Origin of the sequence: Janthinobacterium sp. 1_2014MBL_MicDiv, assembly GCF_001865675.1 — a bacterium.
GTDB lineage: Bacteria > Pseudomonadota > Gammaproteobacteria > Burkholderiales > Burkholderiaceae_D > Janthinobacterium.
On record NZ_CP011319.1, the window covers coordinates 492,639 to 512,981 of the forward strand.

The following is a 20,343-nucleotide window of genomic DNA, read 5'->3' on the forward strand; positions in this document are numbered from 1 at the left end:
AAGGCCAAGATGACCACCACCAAAACTGACGACTTGAATATCGTGCGCAACCGCACCTTCGAGCAGATCGCCATCGGCGACACTGCCAGCATCACGCGCACCCTGAGCATGGACGACATCGCCCTGTTCGCGGTGATGTCGGGCGACGACAATCCGCAGCACCTGGACGCCGAATTTGCCGCCTCCAGCCGCTACCAGGGCGTGATCGCGCATGGCATGTGGGGCGCGGCGTTGATTTCGGCCGTGCTGGGCACGCGCCTGCCCGGCGCCGGCACCGTCTACACGGGCCAGACCCTGCGTTTCCTGCAGCCCGTGCGCGTCGGCGATACGCTCGATATCAGCGTCACCGTCACGGCGCTGGAACCGCGCAACCGCCACGTGACCCTGGCCTGCCGCTGCGTCAACCAGCATGGCGCCGTGGTGCTCGATGGCGAAGCACAGGTGGTCGCGCCGGCCGAACAGATCGAACGGGCACGCGCCACCCTGCCCGAAGTGCGCCTGCATAACGGCGACGGCACGCGGCGCCTGCTGGAGCATGCGCGCACCCTGGGGCCGATCAAGGTGGCCGTGATCCACCCTTGCGATGAATTGAGCCTGTCGGGCGCGCTCGACGCGCATGCGGCCGGCCTGATCACGCCCGTGCTGGTGGCGCCGCGCGCGCGCCTGGAAGCCGTGGCGGCACAGGCGGGCCTGAGCCTGGAAGGCATCGCCATCGAAGACGTCGAGCATAGCCATGCGGCTGCCGCGCGCGGCGCCGAACTGGCGGGCAAGGGCGAGGTGGAAGCGCTGATGAAGGGCAGCCTGCACACGGACGAACTGATGTCGGCCGTGCTGTCGGCCAGCGCCGGCCTGCGCACCAAGCGCCGCATCAGCCATTGCTTCCTGATGCAGACGCCGGCCTATCCGCGCCCCTTCATCATCACGGACGCCGCCATCAATATCGCGCCCAACCTGGCGATGAAGGCCGACATCGTGCGCAACGCCATCGACCTGGCGCACGTGATCGGCGTGGCCGAACCGCGCGTGGCCATCCTGGCCGCCGTGGAAACGGTGAATCCGGACATGCCGGCGACCTTGGACGCGGCGGCCCTGTGCAAGATGGCCGACCGCGGGCAGATCACCGGCGCCATCCTCGACGGTCCGCTGGCCTTCGACAACGCCGTCTCGATCGCCGCCGCCACCGTCAAGGGCATCGTTTCCGAGGTGGCGGGCCGCGCCGACATCCTGCTGGTGCCCGACCTCGAGAGCGGCAACATGCTGGCCAAGCAGCTCGAATACATGGGCGACGCGGACAGCGCCGGCATCGTGCTGGGCGCGAAGATTCCCGTCATCCTCACCAGCCGCGCCGACTCGCGCGCCAGCCGCATCGCCTCGTGCGCCATCGCCGTGATGCTGGCCAACCACTACCGGAGCACGCCGCCATGAACACCCCTGTCCAACATGCCGACGGCGCCCTGATCCTGGTGCTCAATTGCGGCTCGTCGAGCATCAAGTTCGCCCTGTTCCAGCAGGCGGACGGCATGCTGCCGCAGCAGGCGGAATGGAGCGGCAAGGTCGAAGGCATCGGCCGCGAAAGCGCCACCTATCGTGCCGGGGGCCTGCCGGCCGAGGCCCTGCAGCTCGACCCGCAGCAGCCGCACCATGCGGCGCTGGCGCACATCCGCGAAAAAGTCGTCGAGCGCCTGGCCGGGCGTCCGCTGCACGCCGTGGCGCACCGCGTGGTGCATGGCGGCAGCAAGTATTTCGCCCCCGTGCGCATCGATTTCAAGGTGCTGGCGGACCTGAAAAGCTTTGTGCCGCTGGCGCCCTTGCACCAGCCGTTCGCGCTGGAGGCGATCGAGGTGCTGCTCGAGTCGCGTCCCGACATCGCGCAGGTGGCGTGCTTCGACACGGCCTTCCACCATACGGTGCCGCAGGTCGAGCAGATGCTGGCCCTGCCGTACGATGCGTGGGAGCGGGGCTTGCGCCGCTATGGCTTCCACGGCCTGTCGTATGAATACCAGTCGCTGGTGCTGGAGCAGCGTTTCGGTGCTGTCGCGCGGGGCAAGGTCATCGTCGCGCACCTGGGCAGCGGCGCCAGCCTGTGCGCCATGGAGAACTTGCACAGCGTGGCCACCACCATGGGCTTTTCCGCGCTCGATGGTTTGATGATGGGCACGCGCTGCGGCTCGCTCGATCCGGGCGCCGTCATCTACTTGATGGAAATCGAAAAGCTGTCGCTGGAAAAAGTGGCGCACGTGCTGTACCACGAGTCGGGCTTGCTGGGCGTCTCCGGCGTGTCGGCCGACCCGCCCGTGCTGCTGGCGCAGCAGGACCGGCAGGATGCAACGGGCGAGCGCATCCGTGCCGCGCTGGCTTTATATATCCGCCGCATCGTGCGCGAGATCGGCGCCCTGACGGCCGTGCTGGGCGGGCTGGACATGCTGGTGTTTACGGCCGGTATCGGCGAGCACAGTGCGGAACTGCGCCAGCGCATCTGCGCCGAGCTGGGGTTTATCGGCCCCGTGCTCGACAGCGGGGCAAATGCGCGCAACGCCAGCCGCATTTCCAGCGAGGACAGCCGCATCGTCGTGGGCGTGGAGCCGGCCAACGAGGAGTGGGTGGCGGCCCGCCATGCGGCGCAGGCCGTCGGCGCGTGAGTGCCTGAGACGCGTGCCCGCGCGCAATGGGAAATTTGCGGAATTGCACATATTTCCCATTGAGTGCGATAGCGCACAGTCTGGTTTCGACTTTGTCTTTACTATGAAGTCATGCCATCGAGCTGCTGACAACAACAGCGCGATGCCTGGCAAATTTGGAACATTTTGCCCGCCTTTAGTAAAAATAAATCGAATCCATATTGAAAGGTCACATCATGAACAAATTACTCGCCGCCCTGATCGCTACCCTGTTTGCCACCGCCGCCATCGCCCAGACGGCGCCGGCTACCGAAGCCGTCGTGAAAGCCCAGGCTTCCGCGCAAAAAGACGTCAACAAGGCTGCCGCTTCGGAAGCCAAGGTCGATGCCAAGGCTGACGCCAATGTCGCCAAGGCAGAAATGAAGGCCGACGAAAAGAAAGCCGACGCCCATCACAAGGCCAATAAAACCAAGGCCAAGGCCCACGAAAAAGTGGTGCATGCCGACCCGGAAGACAAGCTGAAAGCGGAAGCCAAGGCCGACAAGGCGGCCGCCAAGGCCGATGCAAAAGCGGGCAAGGCTGCCGTGAAAGCCGATGCTAAAGTTGCCAAGGAAAAAGTGGAAGCGAACGCCGACAAGGCTGTCGCCGCCACCAAGACGGAAGAAGCCAAGGCCAAGGCCGACGCTGAAGTCAAGGCCGCCGCCGCCAAGTAATTCCTCATGCAGGTTTTCCTGTAGCAAAAAAGACAGCCCCGGCTGTCTTTTTTTTCGCCTGCCTTTTCCCTGGCGTTGCCATCCTTGACGTGCCTCAAATGCCCGCCCTGTCGCCGTGCCATAGTGAATTGGCAGACAGACCAAGGGAGACATCATGACTACCGCCAAAACGAAAAGAACACCGGCGACCGGTTCCGCTGACGGCATGCCGGCCATGCAGTCCATGCCGGTCGAGGGCGACATGCAGGCCGCCGATGCCGGCGCGGACAGCGGCGATCGCATGCCCGGGCCGCGCCTGGGCGTGTCGTATGCCGACCAGGCGGTCATCCATGCCGCGGCGGCAGCGGATGCGGCAAGCATGCCCGCCGGCGGCATGCAGCAGGCATCGCAGGGCATGGCCGGCGCCAGCTGCATGCATGTGGGCGATGGCGACGGCATGGGCGGTGACCGCGACGGGGCCGGTGGTGGCGCGGGCGGCGGCATGGGGGGCGACGGCGGCGGCGCTGGCGATAGCCAGGGCGGCGGCACGCCGCAGGTGCGCACCTGCGCCACGATGGACGTGCATCGTCGCCTGCTGAGCGAAGATCCCGCCTATGCGCGCGTGCGCGACGATATCGAGAACCTGGCCGGCTTGTACGAAGGCGACCGCAGCATCGCCGCGCGCGCCGGCGTGACGCAGATACCGGTGGTGGTGCACGTGGTGTGGAACACGGCCGCGCAGAATATCTCGGACGCGCAGATTGCCAGCCAGATCGATGTGCTCAACCGCGATTACCGGCGCACGAACAGCGATGTGGGCAGCACTCCGGCACCATTCCTGCCGCTGACGGCCGACGCGCGCGTGGAATTCGCGCTGGCCACGCGCGATCCGAACGGGGCGGCCACCAGCGGCATCGAGCGGCGCCAGACGACAGTGACGTCCTTCGGTGCCGACGACGCCGTCAAGTCGCAGGCGACGGGCGGCATGAATGCCTGGCCGTCCGATACCTACCTCAATATCTGGGTCTGCCAGCTTGGCGGTGGCTTGCTCGGCTACGCGCAGTTTCCCGGCGGCCCGGCCGCCACCGACGGCGTGGTGGTCTTGCAATCGGCGTTCGGCACCGTCGGCACGGCGGCGCCGCCGTTCCACCTGGGCCGCACGGCCACGCACGAGGTGGGGCATTGGCTGAACCTGAACCATATCTGGGGCGACGACGGCACGGGGTGCTCGGGTACCGACAACGTGGCCGATACGCCCAACCAGGGTGGACCGAACACGGGCCAGCCTTCGTTCCCCCATGTTTCCTGCAGCAATGGACCGAATGGCGACATGTTCATGAATTACATGGATTATGTCGACGACCCGGCCATGTTCATGTTTACCACGGGCCAGGTGGCGCGCATGCAGGCCTGCCTCGATGGCCCGCGCGCCAGCATCGGCACGGGCGCGGGCGGCGGCGCCACGCCGCGCCAGAGTTCTTCTCCCGTCGTGGCCTGGGGCGCGAACCGCCTCGACGTCTTCGTGCTGGGCACCGACCGCGCGCTATACCACAAGGCCTGGAACGGGGCGGCGTGGGCGCCCTCCGTGAGCGGTTACGAGGGGCAGGGCGGCATTTGCACCAGTGCGCCGCAGGTGGTGTCATGGGCGCCGAACCGGCTCGACGTTTTCGTCACGGGCACCGACAGCGGCCTGTTCCACAAGTGGTGGAATGGCTCGGCATGGGGGCCGTCGCTGACGGGCTACGAGGCGATGGGCGGCCTGTGCGTGGGCGACCCGCGCGCCGTGGCCTGGGGCCCGAACCGTCTCGACGTGTTTGTCGTCGGCACGGACCGGGGCCTGTATCACAAATGGTGGAATGGCGCGGCCTGGGGCCCGTCGCTGACGGGCTACGAAGCCATGGGCGGCATCTGCCTGGGCCAGCCCGAAGCCGTGGCCTGGGGCCCGAACCGCCTGGACGTGTTCGTCATCGGCACGGACCGCGCCCTGTACCATAAGTGGTGGAACGGCACGGCCTGGGGACCGTCGCTGAACGGCTATGAACGGCTGGGCGGCATCTGCATGTCGTCGCCGAAGGCGGTGGCGTGGGGGCCGAACCGCCTCGATGTGTTTGTCACCGGCACCGATGGCGCGCTGTACCATAAGTGGTGGGATGGCACGCAATGGGGGCCATCCATCGATGGCTTCGAACGCCTGGGCGGCATCTGCGTGGGCGAAGTGGAAGCCGTGTCGTGGGCGGCCAACCGCCTGGACCTGTTCGTCATCGGCACGGACAGCGCGCTGTACCACAAGGCGTGGAACGGCAGTGCCTGGAGCCCATCGCTGACGGGCTTTGAAAGCCTGGGCGGCGTGTGCACGTCGCGTCCGCGCGCCACGGCCTGGGCCGCCAACCGCCTCGACGTGTTTGTCACGGGCACCAATGGCGCCCTGTTCCACAAGGCCTGGAACGGTTCGGCCTGGTCACCATCCGTGAGCGGCTATGAAAGCCTGGGCGGCGTGGTATCGTGCTTCTGACGGCGCCCTATGGGCGTCTGGACAGCGATGGTTCGGAAAGGGGGCGGCATGCATGGCATGACGATGGCATTGCCCAGCGGTAGCTGGACGCACTCGTTCGAGGAAGATGCGGGCGGTATCGAAGTGTACCGGCCCACGGCCACGTTCGCGTTTCCGCCCAGCCGCAAGGGGCGCAAGGTGCTCGAATTCGGCACTGGCGGAAAAACGGGGGAAGAAGGTGCCGCCACCCTGACCGCCATGTCGCCCGGCCCCGATGACCGTCCGCGCGCCGGCGCGGCCGACCGGCTCGTTCCCTTGGGCATGGGCCGCTATGGCGTGGGCGGCACGGCGGCGGCGCCGCAAGAGGTGCTGGAAATCATCGAGGCCACGCCGGACATCCTCAAACTGGCGCGGCGCTGACGAGGAAGAGGGAAAGCAGCTGCTTGCGCGGCCGCCGGCATTGTTCCCTCACCTTGAATGAATATCGCCCACCTGGCCATCTGCCAGATAAATCACGTTGACTGCCTATTTAAATCTGTTAACTGTTGCTGGTCTGGTGTCTAGAGGAAAGTTCTCGTATGGACGGCGCTTGCATAAAACGCTAGACTTAATTTTCTCATACGCAACATTCGATATGCCGATTGTTTGTGGAAAAATGTGAGTGTTTCCCCTATAAATAATGACGATATCTTTTAGTGTTTTAAAAGCGAAAAGCCTGTTGGTTTCCGCTGTGCTCATTAGTTGCTGCCTTCCGGCACAGGCGGCTGAAATTCATGTTGAAAATGTCACGATCAGCAAGATACGCGGTATCGGAGACTTTTCTACTCCCGTGTTTGCCAATGCCATTGAAATCTGGTTCGCGGCCCCGGTTAATCTGCCTGCGGGCATGGGATGCCCGGCGCTGGCCTATCGCGTGGCGGTGGATGCCAAGCATAAACATTTGATTGCCGCCGTTTATCTCGCATTTTCCATGGGTAAGAAAATCAATATCAACTTTGACGACCGGCTGCCGATACGCGGCGATATGTGCGAAGCGTCTTATGTGGATGTTGTGAATTAAGTCATTTCCCAAGACGGGATGGCGATGGTTTGCCCCGTTTTTTCAGATGAAGAAAACGGGTGAAACGGAGATTGTTTTCGGATGAAGGGCGATAGCTGCCCGGCGATGGCTGGCAGTCTGTATTCCAGCCGCATTCATGCTCGATGCCACAGCAAGGCTGGCAGCTCTTGCACGAGCTGCAGAGGCAATTTTGACTTGCTCTGAAGAAAAGTTTATGCCGGCGTGATGGCCAGAATCAGCGGCACCGGCCTGCGACCCTGCGCTGGCCGCTTCTCGCAGCATCTAGTTTTTTAGTCTGCGGGAAAGACGGTCCGGCCGACGTATCGACCGAACCGTATCAACCCTGCATCAGCCGATGGCCGTCATCGAAACGGGCTTCAGCTTGGCCGCCAGCGCCTTGCCTTTCCTGGCGCGCTTGCCGAAGTGCTCGGCCAGGGCCGTGGCGCCCAGCGACGCATCCTGCGGTTTCGATGCGCGGCCGATGCCGGAGACGACGACGCCGCGTTGCGTGATCGGCTGCACGGCCAGCAGCTTGTCCTTGCCTTCCAGGTCGATCAGCTTGACGCCCGTGCCGCCCTTGGACAGGGTTTTCATTTCATCGAGGCCGAACACGAGCAGGCGCGCGCCTTCCGTCAGGCAGGCCACGGCGCTGGCCGCGTCAGGGATGATCTTTGGCTCGAGTGGCACGTCGCCGTCGTCCAGCGTGATGAAGGCCTTGCCGCCTTTCAAGCGACTGGCCATGTCGCCCGCCTTGGCGATGAAGCCGTAGCCGGCGCTCGACGCCAGCAGCAGGCTGGTGGCGCCATTGCCCGCGAAGTAGTGGAGGATGCGCACGGCGTTGCCCGGTGTACCGCCGCTCAGGTCGCACAAGGTCGTGATCGGCACGCCGTCGCCGCGTGCGTTGGGCAGCGCGGAAACGGGCACGGAATAAATCCTGCCGTTGTTGCCAAAGCCGAGCAAGGTGTCGACCGTGCGGCACTCGAAGGCGCCATGCAGGGTATCGCCCGCCTTGAACGTGAACTGGGCTGCATCGTGGCCGATGCCGGTACGCGCGCGCACCCAGCCTTTTTCCGAGATGATGACGGTGACCGGTTCATCGACCACCTTCTGCTCGGCCACGGCTTTTTGCGCTTCCTCGATCAGGGTGCGGCGCGCATCGCCGAACTGCTTGGCGTCCGCCTCGATTTCGCGGATGATGGCGCGTTTCATCGAACCCGGGTTGTCGAGCAGGTCCTGCAGCGACTTTTCTTCCTTGCGCAGCTCGGCCAGTTCCTGCTGGATCTTGAGCGTTTCCAGGCGCGCCAGCTGGCGCAAGCGGATTTCCAGGATATCGTCGGCCTGGCGCTCGGACAGATTGAACGCGTCGATCAGGGCCGCCTTCGGTTCATCCGAATTGCGGATGATCTGGATCACCTTGTCGATATTGAGCAGGATCGCTTCGCGCCCTTCCAGGATATGGATGCGGTCCTTGACCTTGCCCAGTTTGTAGCCGGTACGGCGGGTCACGGTCTCGAAACGGAAGTCGATCCACTCGCGCAGGATGTCGCCCAGGCCCTTCTGGCGCGGACGGCCATCGCCGCCTATCATCACCAGGTTGATCGAGGTCGACGATTCCAGCGACGTGTGCGCCAGCAGCATCAGCATGAATTCCGTCTGGTCCTGGTTTTTCGATTTCGGCTCGAACACGAGGCGCACGGGCGCGGCGCGGCCCGATTCGTCGCGGATGGTGTCGAGCGAATTGAGGATCAGCGCCTTCAGGGCCACCTGCTCCGGCGACAGTGCCTTCTTGCCCAGCTTGATCTTCGGATTCGTCAGTTCCTCGATTTCTTCCAGCACCTTTTGCGACGAGGTGCCCGGCGGCAGTTCCGTCACGACGGCTTGCCACTGGCCGCGCGCCAGTTCCTCGATCTTCCAGCGTGCGCGCACCTTCATGCTGCCACGGCCGCTCGCGTACATGTCCTGGATCTGCGATGGCGGCGTGATGATCTGGCCGCCGCCGGGGAAGTCTGGGCCGGGGATGATGGCCATCAGTTCGGCGTGCGTGATCTTTGGATCGCGGATCATGGCGACAGCCGCTTTCGCCACTTCCGCCAGGTTGTGCGACGGGATTTCCGTCGCCAGGCCCACGGCGATGCCGGAGGCGCCGTTCAGCAGCACCATCGGCAGGCGCGCCGGCAGCAGCTTCGGTTCTTCCGTCGAGCCGTCGTAATTGGGCTGGAAGTCCACCGTGCCCATGCCGATTTCATCCATCAGCAGCTTGGCGATCGGCGTCAGACGCGCTTCCGTGTAGCGCATCGCCGCCGCGCCGTCGCCGTCGCGCGAACCGAAGTTGCCCTGGCCATCGATCAGCGGGTAGCGCAGCGAGAAGTCCTGCGCCATGCGCACCAGCGCGTCATACACGGACTGGTCGCCGTGCGGATGCAGCTTGCCCAGCACGTCGCCGACCACGGCCGCCGATTTGCGCGGCTTCGCCGTGGAATTCAAGCCCAGCTCATTCATCGCATACAGGATGCGGCGCTGCACGGGCTTCTGGCCATCGCAGACGTCGGGCAGGGCGCGGCCCTTGACCACCGAGATGGCGTAATCGAGATAGGCGCGCTCGGCAAACGTGGACAGGGTCAGCGCTTCACCGTCGAATACCGGTTCATCCGGCTCGATCGGCTCAGGCTGGGCATCGTCAAATAAATTGGTTTGTGTGGACATGGCGCTTGTTTCAGTATTAAGTGGTTGCGGTTGAATTCGTGGAGCCGATTATGACAGCCCGGATTTGGAAAAGGACTTGCCGTACGTCAGATACATGTAGCGCAAGGTCAGATACAGCACGGCCATGGCCAGTTCGACGCTGTGATGCATCATCGGCATGGCGCGGATAGCGGGGGCCTGGCCGGCCAGCAGAAAGCTGCCGATGGACGGTACCAGGACCAGCGGCCACATCGTCTTCCAGCGGAAATCGCTGGGAGAAAACAGCAAGCCGGTGCAGGACCAGGCAAACAGCATGGCGCCGGCGAGGACGGCCGGCAGCTGCTGCGCATACAGCAGCGATAGCAAGCCCGCACAGCCGATCAGCCATGCCGCGCGCAGGCGGGGCAGCAGCGCCTCGGGGAAGCGGCAATCGCCATACAGGCCGGTGGCGCTGCGCAGGGCCAGCGCCGCCAGGCAAAACATCAGCGGCATGGCCTCGCCGATGGCGAGCGCCGCCTGGCCTTTGCCGCTCATGAACATGGCGGCGAACAGCGACAGGCCCAGGGCCAGGAGCAGCAGCATGCCATGCAGCAGTTGGCGATTCAGCGCATACGCGAGCAAGGCCGACGCGCACAAGCCGGCCGAAGTGACGAGGCGCATGGACTCGCTGCGTTCGGGCAGGAATAGCAGCAGCGCCAGCGCGAGGTAGGGCACGATCCAGCCCAGTTGCCGCAGGCCGGGCCGCTCCCACAGCGCGGGCAGGCGTTCCTGCAATGCTTCCTGCCGTGCTTCCAGGCGTGCGAACAGCGGCGCCGGCCAGCGCAAGGCATGCATGGCCAGCAGGGCAAAGGCCAGCGCCTGGCAACCCAGCAGGCTGGCATAGCCAGCCGTGTCGCCGAGCTTGAAGCCGGCCGCATCGAGCACGCCGGCCAGCATGAAGTGCAGCACGAAACCGAGGCCGCACGATGCCAGCGCCGTCTGCTTGAAGTAGCGTTTGGCATGGACGACGTGTTCCCATTGCTCGAACAGATCCGTATCGAGCTTGTAGGCCAGCATTTCGGCATGCTGCCAGCGTATCGTCTGCAGCAGCTCGCGCAGCTGCAGCGTGAATTTTTGATCGAACAGCTGGCGCGCGTAGGCGCTCGGCGGCTGTTGCGACATGATGCAGTCCAGGCCCGGGTAGCTGTCGCGGTTGTCGCTGCAATGGGCAAACGAGCGGTCGGCCCGGTAGCGCTGCACGGCGCTGCGCACCAGGTCCGCATGGCTGCGCGCCAGGTAGGAAAAATCGTGCTCCCAGCCCAGCTGCTCGAACAGGGCCTGGCGCAGCGCCAGCTCATAGCCGGCGCTGGCGCAGTAGCGCAGCGCGCACAGGTCGAATTCCTCGCGCACGTCGAGGTTCAGCAATTCCCCGCGCTCGAGGAAGCCTGGCAGCAGGGTGACCCCGTTGCGCTGCCTTGCCTGTTCCAGGAATGCCTGCCACAGGCTGGCGCCTTCCTGCACCGGGTCGATGGCGACCACGCCCCACAATTCGGCTGGCGGTGCCTGTTCCTGGGCGATGACGCCCCACAGTTCCGCAGGCGCGTCCCGAGTGTCTCGGGTATCGTCGTCGATGACGCCCCATAATTCGGCGGCTTCCACGTGCGGCGTCCCGGTCTCTGCGATACTTGCCGCTACCGGGGCCGGATGCGCTTCAGCCGTTTCCTCAGCCTGCTCCTGTAACTCGGCGGCAAACAGCTGCGCATGGCGCAGCGCGTATTCATAGGCGTCGCGCAGTTCCTGGAAGGCGGCCGCATCATCCTCGGGACGTGTCACCTTCAGGCGCTTTGCATACGCGCGCTTGATGGCGCGCTCGTCGCCCGTCGGTGCCGTGTCCAGGATCTCCCACAGGCCGCGTTCTGCGTTGTGCATGCCGCCGTCCATCTACAGGAAGCTCTCGCTCTCGACCTGGCGCAACACTTCGTCGAGCGCCTGGCGCGCCTTGCGGATGGTGTTCGGGTCCTGCGTCTCCAGCGCGGCCTGGAAGTTGGCCGTATGCGCGGCCAGGTACTGGCGCACGTCGCCCAGCGACTGTTCATACAGGCGGTCGGCGCGCGTGACCAGGGTGCGGTTCTCCAGCTGTTCGCGCGGGTGGATCTTCAGGTCGGCCAGTTCAAGGAAGCGCCGCTCGATCTGTTCCGGCGTCATCACGCCCGCATTGTCGCTGATGACCATCTTGTGCTTTTCCTGCGTGGCCAGCACCGTCACTTCCGCTTCCAGCACGCCGCTGACGTCATAGGTGAAGCGCACGTCGATGCCGACCTCGCCGGCCTTCTTGGCGGGAATCGGGAAGCTGATCTTGCCGAGGAAGACGTTGTCGGCCACCAGGCGCGACTCGCCCTGGAAGATCGCCACGTTGATTTCCTTCTGGTTGTCGTGGATGGTGGTGATGTTTTCCGTGCGGGAGACGGGTACCACGGAGTTGCGTTCGATGATGGGCAGGTAATGGCCGCCCTCATACTGGTTCGCGCCGACCTGGCGCGAAATGGAAATGCCCAGCGAGTACGGCGCCACGTCGGTCATGACCACTTCATCGAGGGCCGCATCGCGCATTTTCAGGCCCGCCTGCACGGCGGCGCCCAGCGCCACCGCTTCATCCGGATCCAGGTGGATGGCGGGGAAGCGGCCAAACATGCGCGAGACGAGCTTGCGTACCAGCGGCATGCGCGTGGCGCCGCCGGCCAGCACCACTTCATTCAATTCGGCGGCGCGGATGGTGGCGTCGCGCAGCGCCCGTTCCACGGGCAGGCGCAAGCGGGCCAGAAGGGGTTCGCACAGCTGCGCCAGCTTGTCTTCGTTGATCTCCCAGCTATATTCCCTGTCCTGGTAGCGCGTGACCATGCGCACGGAGGGCTGCTCCGACAACAGGCGCTTGACGCGCTCCGCCTCGTCGCGCAGCAACTGCTGCTGGCGCGGGTCGAGCAGGCGGCTGCCGACGGCGTCGCGCAGGCCGCTGCCCTCCAAAAAGGCGTCGACCAGCACGCTGACGAAGTCTTCGCCGCCGAGGAAATTGTCGCCGGCCGAGGCGCGCACTTCCATCACGCCTTCAAACAGTTCCAGGATCGACACGTCGAAGGTGCCGCCGCCCAGGTCGAAGACGAGGAATTTGCTTTCCTGTTCCTTGTCGCGGATGCCGTAGGCCAGCGCGGCGGCCGTCGGTTCATTCAGCAGCCGCTCCACGCGCAGGCCTGCCAGCTGGCCTGCGATGCGCGTGGCCTTGCGCTGCGCATCGCTGAAATACGCGGGCACGGTGATGATGGCTTCCTCGACCTTGTGGCCGAGGAATGCCTCGGCATCTTCCTTCAGCGCGCGCAGCACCATCGACGACAGCTCTTCCGGACGGAAGTGCTGCGTGCCGAGGGTGATCTTCTTTTCGCTGCCCATGTAGCGCTTGAAGACGGCCGCCGTCAGCTGCGGGTGCGTCTGCAGGCGCTCGCGCGCGGCGCGCCCCACCAGCACGGTACCATCGTCGTCGATGCTGACGCACGACGGCGTCAGGTGGTCGCCCAGCGCATTCGGAATGATGGATGCCTTGCCGTCGCGCCAGATGGCGACCAGGCTGTTGGTGGTGCCGAGGTCGATGCCGATGATCATTTAGATATCCGCCTCCGCCTCATTGCCGTGTTCCTCGATCCAGGCGCGGCGGCCTGCCGCCTCGCCTTTGCCCATCAGCATGTTGAAGCGGGCGGCCGAGGCCATGTGGTCGATTTCGCCCAGGGTCACGGGCAGCAGGCGGCGCGTGTCCGGGTTCATCGTCGTTTCCCACAGCTGCTCGGCGTTCATCTCGCCCAGGCCCTTGAAGCGCGAGATCGACCAGGCGCCCTGTTTCACGCCTTCCTTGCGCAGCTTGTCCTCGATGGCGAGCAGTTCGCCATCGTCGAGCGCGTAGATTTTCTGGATCGGCTTCTTGCCGCGCGCGGGTGCGTCCACGCGGTACAGCGGCGGACGGGCGATGCAGATATGGCCCTTGTTGATCAGGGCGGGGAAGTGCTTGAAGAACAGGGTCAGCAGCAATACCTGGATGTGCGAGCCGTCCACGTCCGCGTCGGAGAGGATGCAGATCTTGCCGTAGCGCAGACCGGACAGGTCCGGGGAATCGCCCACGGTGTGCGGGTCGACGCCGATGGCGACTGCGATGTCGTGGATCTCGTTGTTGGCGAACAGGCGGTCGCGGTCCGTCTCCCACGAGTTCAGCACCTTGCCGCGCAGGGGCAGGATGGCCTGGAATTCCTTGTCGCGGCCCATCTTGGCCGAACCGCCCGCCGAGTCGCCCTCGACGAGGAACAGTTCATTGCGCGTGATGTCCGACGATTCGCAGTCGGTCAGCTTGCCCGGCAATACGGCCACGCCCGAGGATTTTTTCTTTTCCACTTTTTGCAGCGAGCGCTGGCGCGACTGTGCCTGCTTGATCACCAATTCCGCCAGCTTCTTGCCGTAGTCGACGTGCTGGTTCAGCCACAGTTCCAGCGGCGGCTTGGTGAAGGTCGAGACGAGGCGCACGGCGTCGCGCGAGTTCAGGCGTTCCTTGATCTGGCCCTGGAATTGCGGGTCCAGCACCTTCGCCGACAGCACGAAGGAAGCGCGCGCGAATACGTCTTCGGGCAGCAGCTTCACGCCTTTCGGCAGCAGCGAATGCATCTCGACGAAGTTCTTCACGGCGCCGAACAGGCCGTCGCGCAAGCCCGATTCGTGCGTGCCGCCATTCGAGGTGGGAATCAGGTTGACATACGACTCGCGCACGATGGCACCTTCTTCCGTCCACGCCACGACCCAGGCCGCGCCTTCGCCTTCGGCAAAGCCTTCCGAGTCCGGGCCCGCGTATTGCGCGCCCTCGAACAGGGGGATCAGCGTTTCGCCATTCGACACCTGCGCCAGCGATTCGGTCAGGTAGCCGCGCAAGCCTTCCGCGTACAGCCAGGTTTGCGTGTCGCCAGTTTTGGCGTTGGTCAGCGTGACCGTTACGCCCGGCAGCAGCACGGCTTTCGAGCGCAGCAGGCGTTGCAGCTCGGTTTGCGAGATGTTGGGCGAGTCAAAATACTTTGCATCGGGCCAGGCCGTCACGCGCGTGCCCGACTTCTTGCCGTCGCGCGGGGCGGGACGCGAATTCAATGGCTCGATCACGTCGCCGTTGGCAAACACCATGTGATGCAGGCCGTTGCCGTCGCTTTCCTTGCGCCAGACGGTGATTTCCAGGCGCGTCGACAGCGCATTGGTGACGGATACGCCGACGCCGTGCAGGCCGCCCGAAAACGCGTAGGCGCCGCCCGAGCCCTTGTCGAACTTGCCGCCCGCGTGCAGTCGCGTAAACACGATTTCCACCGTCGGCACGCCTTCTTCCGGATGCAGGCCGACGGGAATGCCGCGGCCATTGTCTTCGACGGTGATGCTGCCATCGGTGTTTTGCGTGACGGCGATATGCGTGCAGTGACCGCCCAGCGCCTCGTCGGAGGCATTGTCGATCACTTCCTGAATGATGTGCAGCGGATTTTCAGTGCGGGTGTACATCCCCGGGCGCTGCTTGACGGGTTCCAGTCCTTTCAGGACACGGATGGATGATTCGCTGTAGTCGGATGCTGGTTTTTTAGTGGCCATACGTGTTCAAGCTAAGTAAAGACAGTGGTTGGAACGCCAGGCCGGGGCACTGCGCGGCGCAGTGACAGCGGCGGCGATAACTGTATGAATATACAGTATATCCCATCCAGCGTCACTGGGGGAGGGCAGTGCGGCAGGCTAGGCGTCCTTGTGCGGACGCTCGCGCATTCTATCTTGATCGGCGAGCAATAGCGCTACTCCAAGGCAACAAGAGTGCGCCACAGCCGTGGTTTTGCGCCAATTGTGGCGGATTTTATGCGGTAAAGCCCCCGTTTTTACATCTTGTTTACAGCTGCCCGCCCAGTCTTTACGAATTTTTTAGACCCATTTGGCTAATCTGCTCACTATCAAAACAAACCTGAATGAGGGTGGGAATGGATATCGTGTATCTCGGCTTGATTGCCGTGTTTTTCGTCGTGGTGGCCGGCTTTGCCGTCGCCTGCGACAAATTAGGGAGCGTGAAATGAACGCGTTCTATGTGCTGGGCGCCTTCGTGTCGGCCGGCTTGCTCGTGTACCTGCTGGTGGCGCTGCTGAAGGCGGAGGAACTGTGATGACGACCCAATCAACACTATTACTGCTCGCTTTCCTCGTCGTGCTGCTGGCGGCCGCCTATCCGCTGGGATCGTACATGGCCAGGGTGGCCGGCGACGCGCCGCTGCGCGGCCTGGGCTGGCTGCAAAAGCTGGAAAACCTGCTGTACCGCTGGTCCGGCCTGCCCGCCGACAAGGCCATGGGCTGGAAAAGCTATGCCATCGCCCTGATCGTCTTCAATACCGTGGGCGCCGTGTTTGTGTATGGCCTGCAGCGCCTGCAGGGCTTTTTACCGCTGAACCCCCAGGGACTGGGCGCCGTCAGCCCGGATTCCTCGTTCAATACCACCGTCAGCTTTGTCGCCAATACCAACTGGCAGGGCTACGGCGGCGAACAGACCATGAGCTACCTGACCCAGATGCTGGGCCTGGCCTGCCAGAACTTTTTCTCGGCCGCCACGGGCATCGCCGTGATCTTTGCGCTGGTGCGCGGCTTCGCCTCGCGCTCGGGCAAGTCGATCGGCAATTTCTGGGTCGACCTGGTGCGCTCGACCCTGTACATCCTGCTGCCGCTCTCCTTGGCCCTGTCCGTCGTCTTCATGGGCGAAGGCATGATCCAGAATTTTTCCCCGTACAAGGAAGTGACCCTGCTCGACCAGGTGGCGTATGAGACGCCGAAAATGGCGGCCGACGGCCAGCCCGTGCTGGATGCGGCCGGCAAGCCCGTGATGGAAGCGCAAGTGGCAAAAACGCAAACGATCGCCATGGGCCCCGTCGCGTCGCAGGAGTCGATCAAGCTGCTGGGCACGAATGGCGGCGGCTTCTTCAATGCCAATTCCTCGCATCCGTATGAAAACCCCACCGTGCTGTCGAACTTCCTGCAGATGCTGGCCATCTTCCTGATTCCCGCCGGCCTGTGCTTCACCTTCGGCCGCATGGTGGGCGACATGCGCCAGGGCTGGGCCGTGCTGGCCGCCATGACCGTTATCTTCGTCGTCATGACGGCCGGCGTGATGAGCGCCGAGCAGCAAGCCAATCCCGCCCTGCAGGCGCTGGGCGTGGACCAGCAGGCCAGCAGCCTGCAATCGGGCGGCAATATGGAAGGCAAGGAAACGCGCTTCGGCATCAGCTCCTCGACCCTGTTCGCGGCGGTGACGACGGCGGCATCGTGCGGCGCCGTCAACTCCATGCACGACTCCTACATGCCCCTGGGCGGCATGGTGCCGCTGCTGCTGATGCAGTTCGGCGAAGTGGTGTTCGGCGGCGTGGGCACGGGCCTGTACGGCATGCTGATGTTCGCCATCCTGGCCGTCTTCATCGCCGGCCTGATGATAGGCCGCACGCCGGAATACCTGGGCAAGAAAATCCAGGCGTATGAAATGAAGATGGTGTCGCTGGCCATCCTGGTGACGCCGGCCCTGGTGCTGACGGGAACGGCGATCGCCGTGATGGTGGAGCCGGGCACGGTGGGCGTGGCCAATCCGGGCGCGCATGGATTTTCCGAAATCCTGTACGCCTTCACCTCGGCCGCCAACAACAACGGCAGCGCGTTTGCCGGCCTGTCCGCCAACACGCCGTTCTATAACGTGATGCTGGCGATCGCCATGTGGTTCGGCCGCTTCGCCGTGATCGTGCCCGTGCTGGCGGTGGCCGGTTCACTGGCCGGCAAGCAGCGCCTGTCGGCCAATGCCGGCACCATGCCCACGCACGGCCCCATGTTCATCGGCCTGCTGATCGGCGTCATCGTGCTGGTCGGCGTGCTCAATTATGTTCCCGCGCTGGCCCTGGGCCCCGTCGTCGAACACCTGCAACTATTCATCAAATAAGAGGCTACCATGTCACGCACAAGCCTGACTTTGTTCGATTCCGCACTGATCGGCCCCGCCGTCGTCGATGCGTTCAAAAAACTCGACCCCCGCACGCAGTGGCGCAGCCCCGTGATGTTCGTCGTCTATGTCGGCAGCATCATCACGACCCTGCTGGCCATCCAGGCCCTGAATGGCCAGGGTGAAGCGCCGTTCGGCTTCATCGTCGCCGTCGCCGTGTGGCTGTGGTTTACCGTGCTGTTCGCAAACTTCGCCGAAGCGCTGGCCGAAGGCCGCAGCAAGGCCCAGGCGGCCTCGCTGCGCGCCCTGAAGCAGACGGTGATGGCGAAAAAGATGCAGACGCCAAAATATGGCACCTCCTGGCTGCCGACGCCCGCCACCGACCTGCGCAAGGGCATGACGGTGCTGGTCGAGGCGGGCGACGTGATTCCCGCCGACGGCGAAGTGACGGCCGGCGTGGCCTCCGTCGACGAGAGCGCCATCACGGGCGAATCGGCGCCCGTCATCCGCGAATCGGGCGGCGATTTTTCCGCCGTCACGGGCGGTACCCGCGTGCTGTCGGACTGGCTGCTGGTGCGCGTTTCCGTCAATCCCGGCGAAGCGTTCATCGACCGCATGATCGCCATGGTGGAAGGCGCCAAGCGCCAGAAGACGCCGAACGAGATCGCCCTGACGATCCTGCTCGTCGCCCTGTCCATCGTCTTCCTGATCGTCACCGTGACCCTGCTGCCGTATTCGCTGTTTTCCGTGGCGGCAGCCGGCAGCCAAGGCGTGACAAGTTCGCCCGTCACCATCACCGTGCTGATCGCGCTGCTGGTGTGTTTGATCCCGACCACCATCGGCGGCCTGCTGTCGGCCATCGGCGTGGCCGGCATGAGCCGCATGATGCAGGCCAATGTGATCGCCACCTCGGGCCGCGCCGTGGAAGCGGCTGGCGACGTCGACGTGCTGCTGCTCGATAAAACCGGCACCATCACCCTGGGCAACCGCCAGGCGTCGAACTTCGTGCCGGCGCCCGGCGTGACGGAGCAGCAGCTGGCCGACGCGGCGCAGCTGGCCTCCTTGGCCGATGAAACGCCGGAAGGGCGCAGCATCGTCGTGCTGGCCAAGCAGAAGTTCAATATCCGCGAACGCGAGATGGCCAGCCTGCACGCCACCTTCGTGCCGTTCACGGCGCAGACGCGCATGAGCGGTGTGGATATCGCGGGCGAGCAGCAGGTGCGCCAGCTGCGCAAGGGCGCGGCCGACTCCATGAAAAAATATGTGGAAGCGCTGGGCCAGCCGTATCCGGAAGAGGTGGCGCGCGCCGTCGACGATATCGCCCGCCGCGGCAGCACGCCGCTGGTGGTGGTCGACGATGGCCGCGTCATGGGCGCCGTGGAGCTGAAGGATATCGTCAAGGGCGGCATCAAGGAACGCTTCGCGGAACTGCGCCGCATGGGCATCAAGACCGTCATGATCACGGGCGACAACAAGCTGACAGCGGCCGCGATTGCCGCCGAGGCAGGCGTGGACGACTTCCTGGCGGAAGCGACGCCGGAAGACAAGCTGAAACTCATCCGCAGCTACCAGGCCGAAGGCCGCCTGGTGGCGATGACGGGCGACGGCACCAACGACGCGCCCGCGCTGGCCCAGGCCGACGTGGCCGTGGCCATGAATTCCGGCACGCAGGCGGCAAAGGAAGCGGGCAACATGGTCGACCTCGACTCGAACCCCACCAAGCTGCTGGAGATCGTCGAAATCGGCAAGCAGATGCTGATGACGCGCGGTTCGCTGACGACGTTCTCGATCTCGAACGACATCGCCAAGTATTTCGCCATCATCCCGGCCGCCTTCGTGGGCACGTATCCGCAGCTGAAGGCGCTCGACATCATGCACCTGGCCAGCCCCGCCTCGGCCATCATGTCGGCCGTGATCTTCAATGCGCTGATCATCGTCGTGCTGATCCCGCTGGCGCTGAAAGGCGTGCAATACCGCGCCATCGGCGCGGCCAGCCTGTTGCGCCGCAACCTGCTGATCTACGGCCTGGGCGGCATCATCCTGCCCTTCATCGGGATCAAGCTGATCGACATGCTGCTGTCCGCACTCAACCTCGTCTAAAGGAGCCATCATGAGCACTATCGTACGTCCCGCCCTGGTCCTGTTTGCCGCGCTGACCGTGATCTGCGGCGTCGTCTATCCATTTGCCACGGCCGGCATCGGGCAACTGGCTTTCAATGAGGAAGCCAATGGCAGCATCGTCGAGCGGGCTGGCAAACCGGTCGGCTCCAGCCTGATCGGCCAGTCGTTCACCTCGCCCAAGTACTTCTGGGGCCGTCCATCGGCCACCGCGCCGATGGCGAATAACGGCGCCGGTTCGGGCGGCTCGAACCAGGGACCGAGCAATCCTGCCCTGGTCGACGCCGTCAAGGCGCGCATCGCCGCCCTGCAGGCAGCCGATCCCGGCAATACGCGCGCCGTTCCCGTCGACCTGGTGACGGCGTCGAGCAGCGGCCTGGACCCTGAAATCAGCCTGGCGGGCGCCCTGTACCAGGCGCCGCGCGTGGCCCGCGTGCGTGGCGTGCCGCTGGCGCAGGTGGAAAATGCCATCGCCAAGGTGCAGAAAACCGCGTATATCGGCTTTTTTGGCGAACCGCGGGTGAATGTGCTGGAACTGAATCTGGCATTGGATGCCATGGCAAAGTAAGCTGACAATGGTGCGTAGGTCGGCGTAGGTCGGCTTGGCGCAGCGTAAGCCGACATTACCCACGGCGCAGCCAACAATGCCGTCGGATTACGCGCTAGCGCTAATCCGACCTACAGATGCTCCAAGAA

General features: G+C 64.4%; 14 protein-coding genes. 10 read left to right on the forward strand and 4 right to left on the reverse strand.

What is annotated here, in order from left to right:
- Positions 1–9: 9 nt before the first annotated feature.
- The 6 genes from YQ44_RS02150 (at position 10) to YQ44_RS28600 (ending at position 6,861) form a co-directional block, all read left to right on the forward strand.
- Positions 10–1,425 carry a bifunctional enoyl-CoA hydratase/phosphate acetyltransferase gene (locus YQ44_RS02150; RefSeq protein ID WP_071321973.1) on the forward strand — a complete coding sequence of 472 codons (1,416 nt, stop codon included), beginning with the start codon at positions 10–12 and terminating at the stop codon, positions 1,423–1,425.
- On the forward strand, positions 1,422–2,639 hold the full coding sequence (locus YQ44_RS02155; RefSeq protein WP_071321974.1) for an acetate/propionate family kinase: 1,218 nt from the start codon (positions 1,422–1,424) through the stop codon (positions 2,637–2,639). The genes YQ44_RS02150 and YQ44_RS02155 overlap by 4 nt, the downstream gene beginning before the upstream one ends.
- A gap of 215 nt (positions 2,640–2,854) precedes the next feature.
- Positions 2,855–3,331, forward strand: a complete 477-nt coding sequence (locus YQ44_RS02160; RefSeq protein WP_071321975.1) for a hypothetical protein — start codon at positions 2,855–2,857, stop codon at positions 3,329–3,331.
- A gap of 154 nt (positions 3,332–3,485) precedes the next feature.
- On the forward strand, positions 3,486–5,822 hold the full coding sequence (locus tag YQ44_RS02165; protein WP_269466316.1) for a M43 family zinc metalloprotease: 2,337 nt from the start codon (positions 3,486–3,488) through the stop codon (positions 5,820–5,822).
- 57 nt (positions 5,823–5,879) lie between these two features.
- A complete protein-coding gene (locus YQ44_RS02170; RefSeq protein WP_156894666.1) occupies positions 5,880–6,221 on the forward strand; it encodes a hypothetical protein in 342 nt (113 codons plus the stop codon).
- Positions 6,222–6,480: 259 nt separating this feature from the next.
- Positions 6,481–6,861 carry a hypothetical protein gene (locus YQ44_RS28600; RefSeq protein ID WP_156894667.1) on the forward strand — a complete coding sequence of 127 codons (381 nt, stop codon included), beginning with the start codon at positions 6,481–6,483 and terminating at the stop codon, positions 6,859–6,861.
- 348 nt (positions 6,862–7,209) lie between these two features.
- Here the strand turns inward: YQ44_RS28600 and parC are convergent, their stop codons facing one another.
- Genes parC through YQ44_RS02195 form a run of 4 tightly spaced genes read right to left on the reverse strand, consistent with a single transcriptional unit; the run spans position 7,210 to position 15,171 of the window.
- Positions 7,210–9,564 carry a DNA topoisomerase IV subunit A gene (gene parC / locus YQ44_RS02180; RefSeq protein ID WP_071321977.1) on the reverse strand — a complete coding sequence of 785 codons (2,355 nt, stop codon included), beginning with the start codon at positions 9,562–9,564 and terminating at the stop codon, positions 7,210–7,212.
- 48 nt (positions 9,565–9,612) lie between these two features.
- Positions 9,613–11,451, reverse strand: a complete 1,839-nt coding sequence (locus YQ44_RS02185; protein ID WP_156894668.1) for a J domain-containing protein — start codon at positions 11,449–11,451, stop codon at positions 9,613–9,615.
- Positions 11,452–11,463: 12 nt separating this feature from the next.
- Entirely contained in the window at positions 11,464–13,173 is a 1,710-nt protein-coding gene (locus YQ44_RS02190; protein ID WP_071321979.1) for a molecular chaperone HscC, read from the reverse strand.
- Positions 13,174–15,171, reverse strand: coding sequence for a DNA topoisomerase IV subunit B (locus tag YQ44_RS02195; RefSeq protein ID WP_071321980.1), 1,998 nt, complete (start codon positions 15,169–15,171; stop codon positions 13,174–13,176).
- A gap of 463 nt (positions 15,172–15,634) precedes the next feature.
- Between YQ44_RS02195 and kdpF the strand changes: the two genes are divergently transcribed.
- The 4 genes from kdpF to kdpC are packed head-to-tail and all read left to right on the forward strand — an operon-like array spanning position 15,635 to position 20,215.
- On the forward strand, positions 15,635–15,724 hold the full coding sequence (gene kdpF, locus YQ44_RS02200; RefSeq protein WP_071321981.1) for a K(+)-transporting ATPase subunit F: 90 nt from the start codon (positions 15,635–15,637) through the stop codon (positions 15,722–15,724).
- Positions 15,724–17,529, forward strand: coding sequence for a potassium-transporting ATPase subunit KdpA (gene kdpA / locus YQ44_RS02205; protein ID WP_071321982.1), 1,806 nt, complete (start codon positions 15,724–15,726; stop codon positions 17,527–17,529). The genes kdpF and kdpA overlap by 1 nt, the downstream gene beginning before the upstream one ends.
- Before the next feature lie 9 nt (positions 17,530–17,538).
- Positions 17,539–19,629 (forward strand): potassium-transporting ATPase subunit KdpB, encoded by a 2,091-nt coding sequence (gene kdpB / locus YQ44_RS02210; RefSeq protein WP_071321983.1) that lies wholly within the window; start codon positions 17,539–17,541, stop codon positions 19,627–19,629.
- A 10-nt stretch (positions 19,630–19,639) separates the two neighbouring features.
- Positions 19,640–20,215 (forward strand): potassium-transporting ATPase subunit KdpC, encoded by a 576-nt coding sequence (gene kdpC, locus YQ44_RS02215; protein WP_071321984.1) that lies wholly within the window; start codon positions 19,640–19,642, stop codon positions 20,213–20,215.
- Positions 20,216–20,343: the final 128 nt, after the last annotated feature.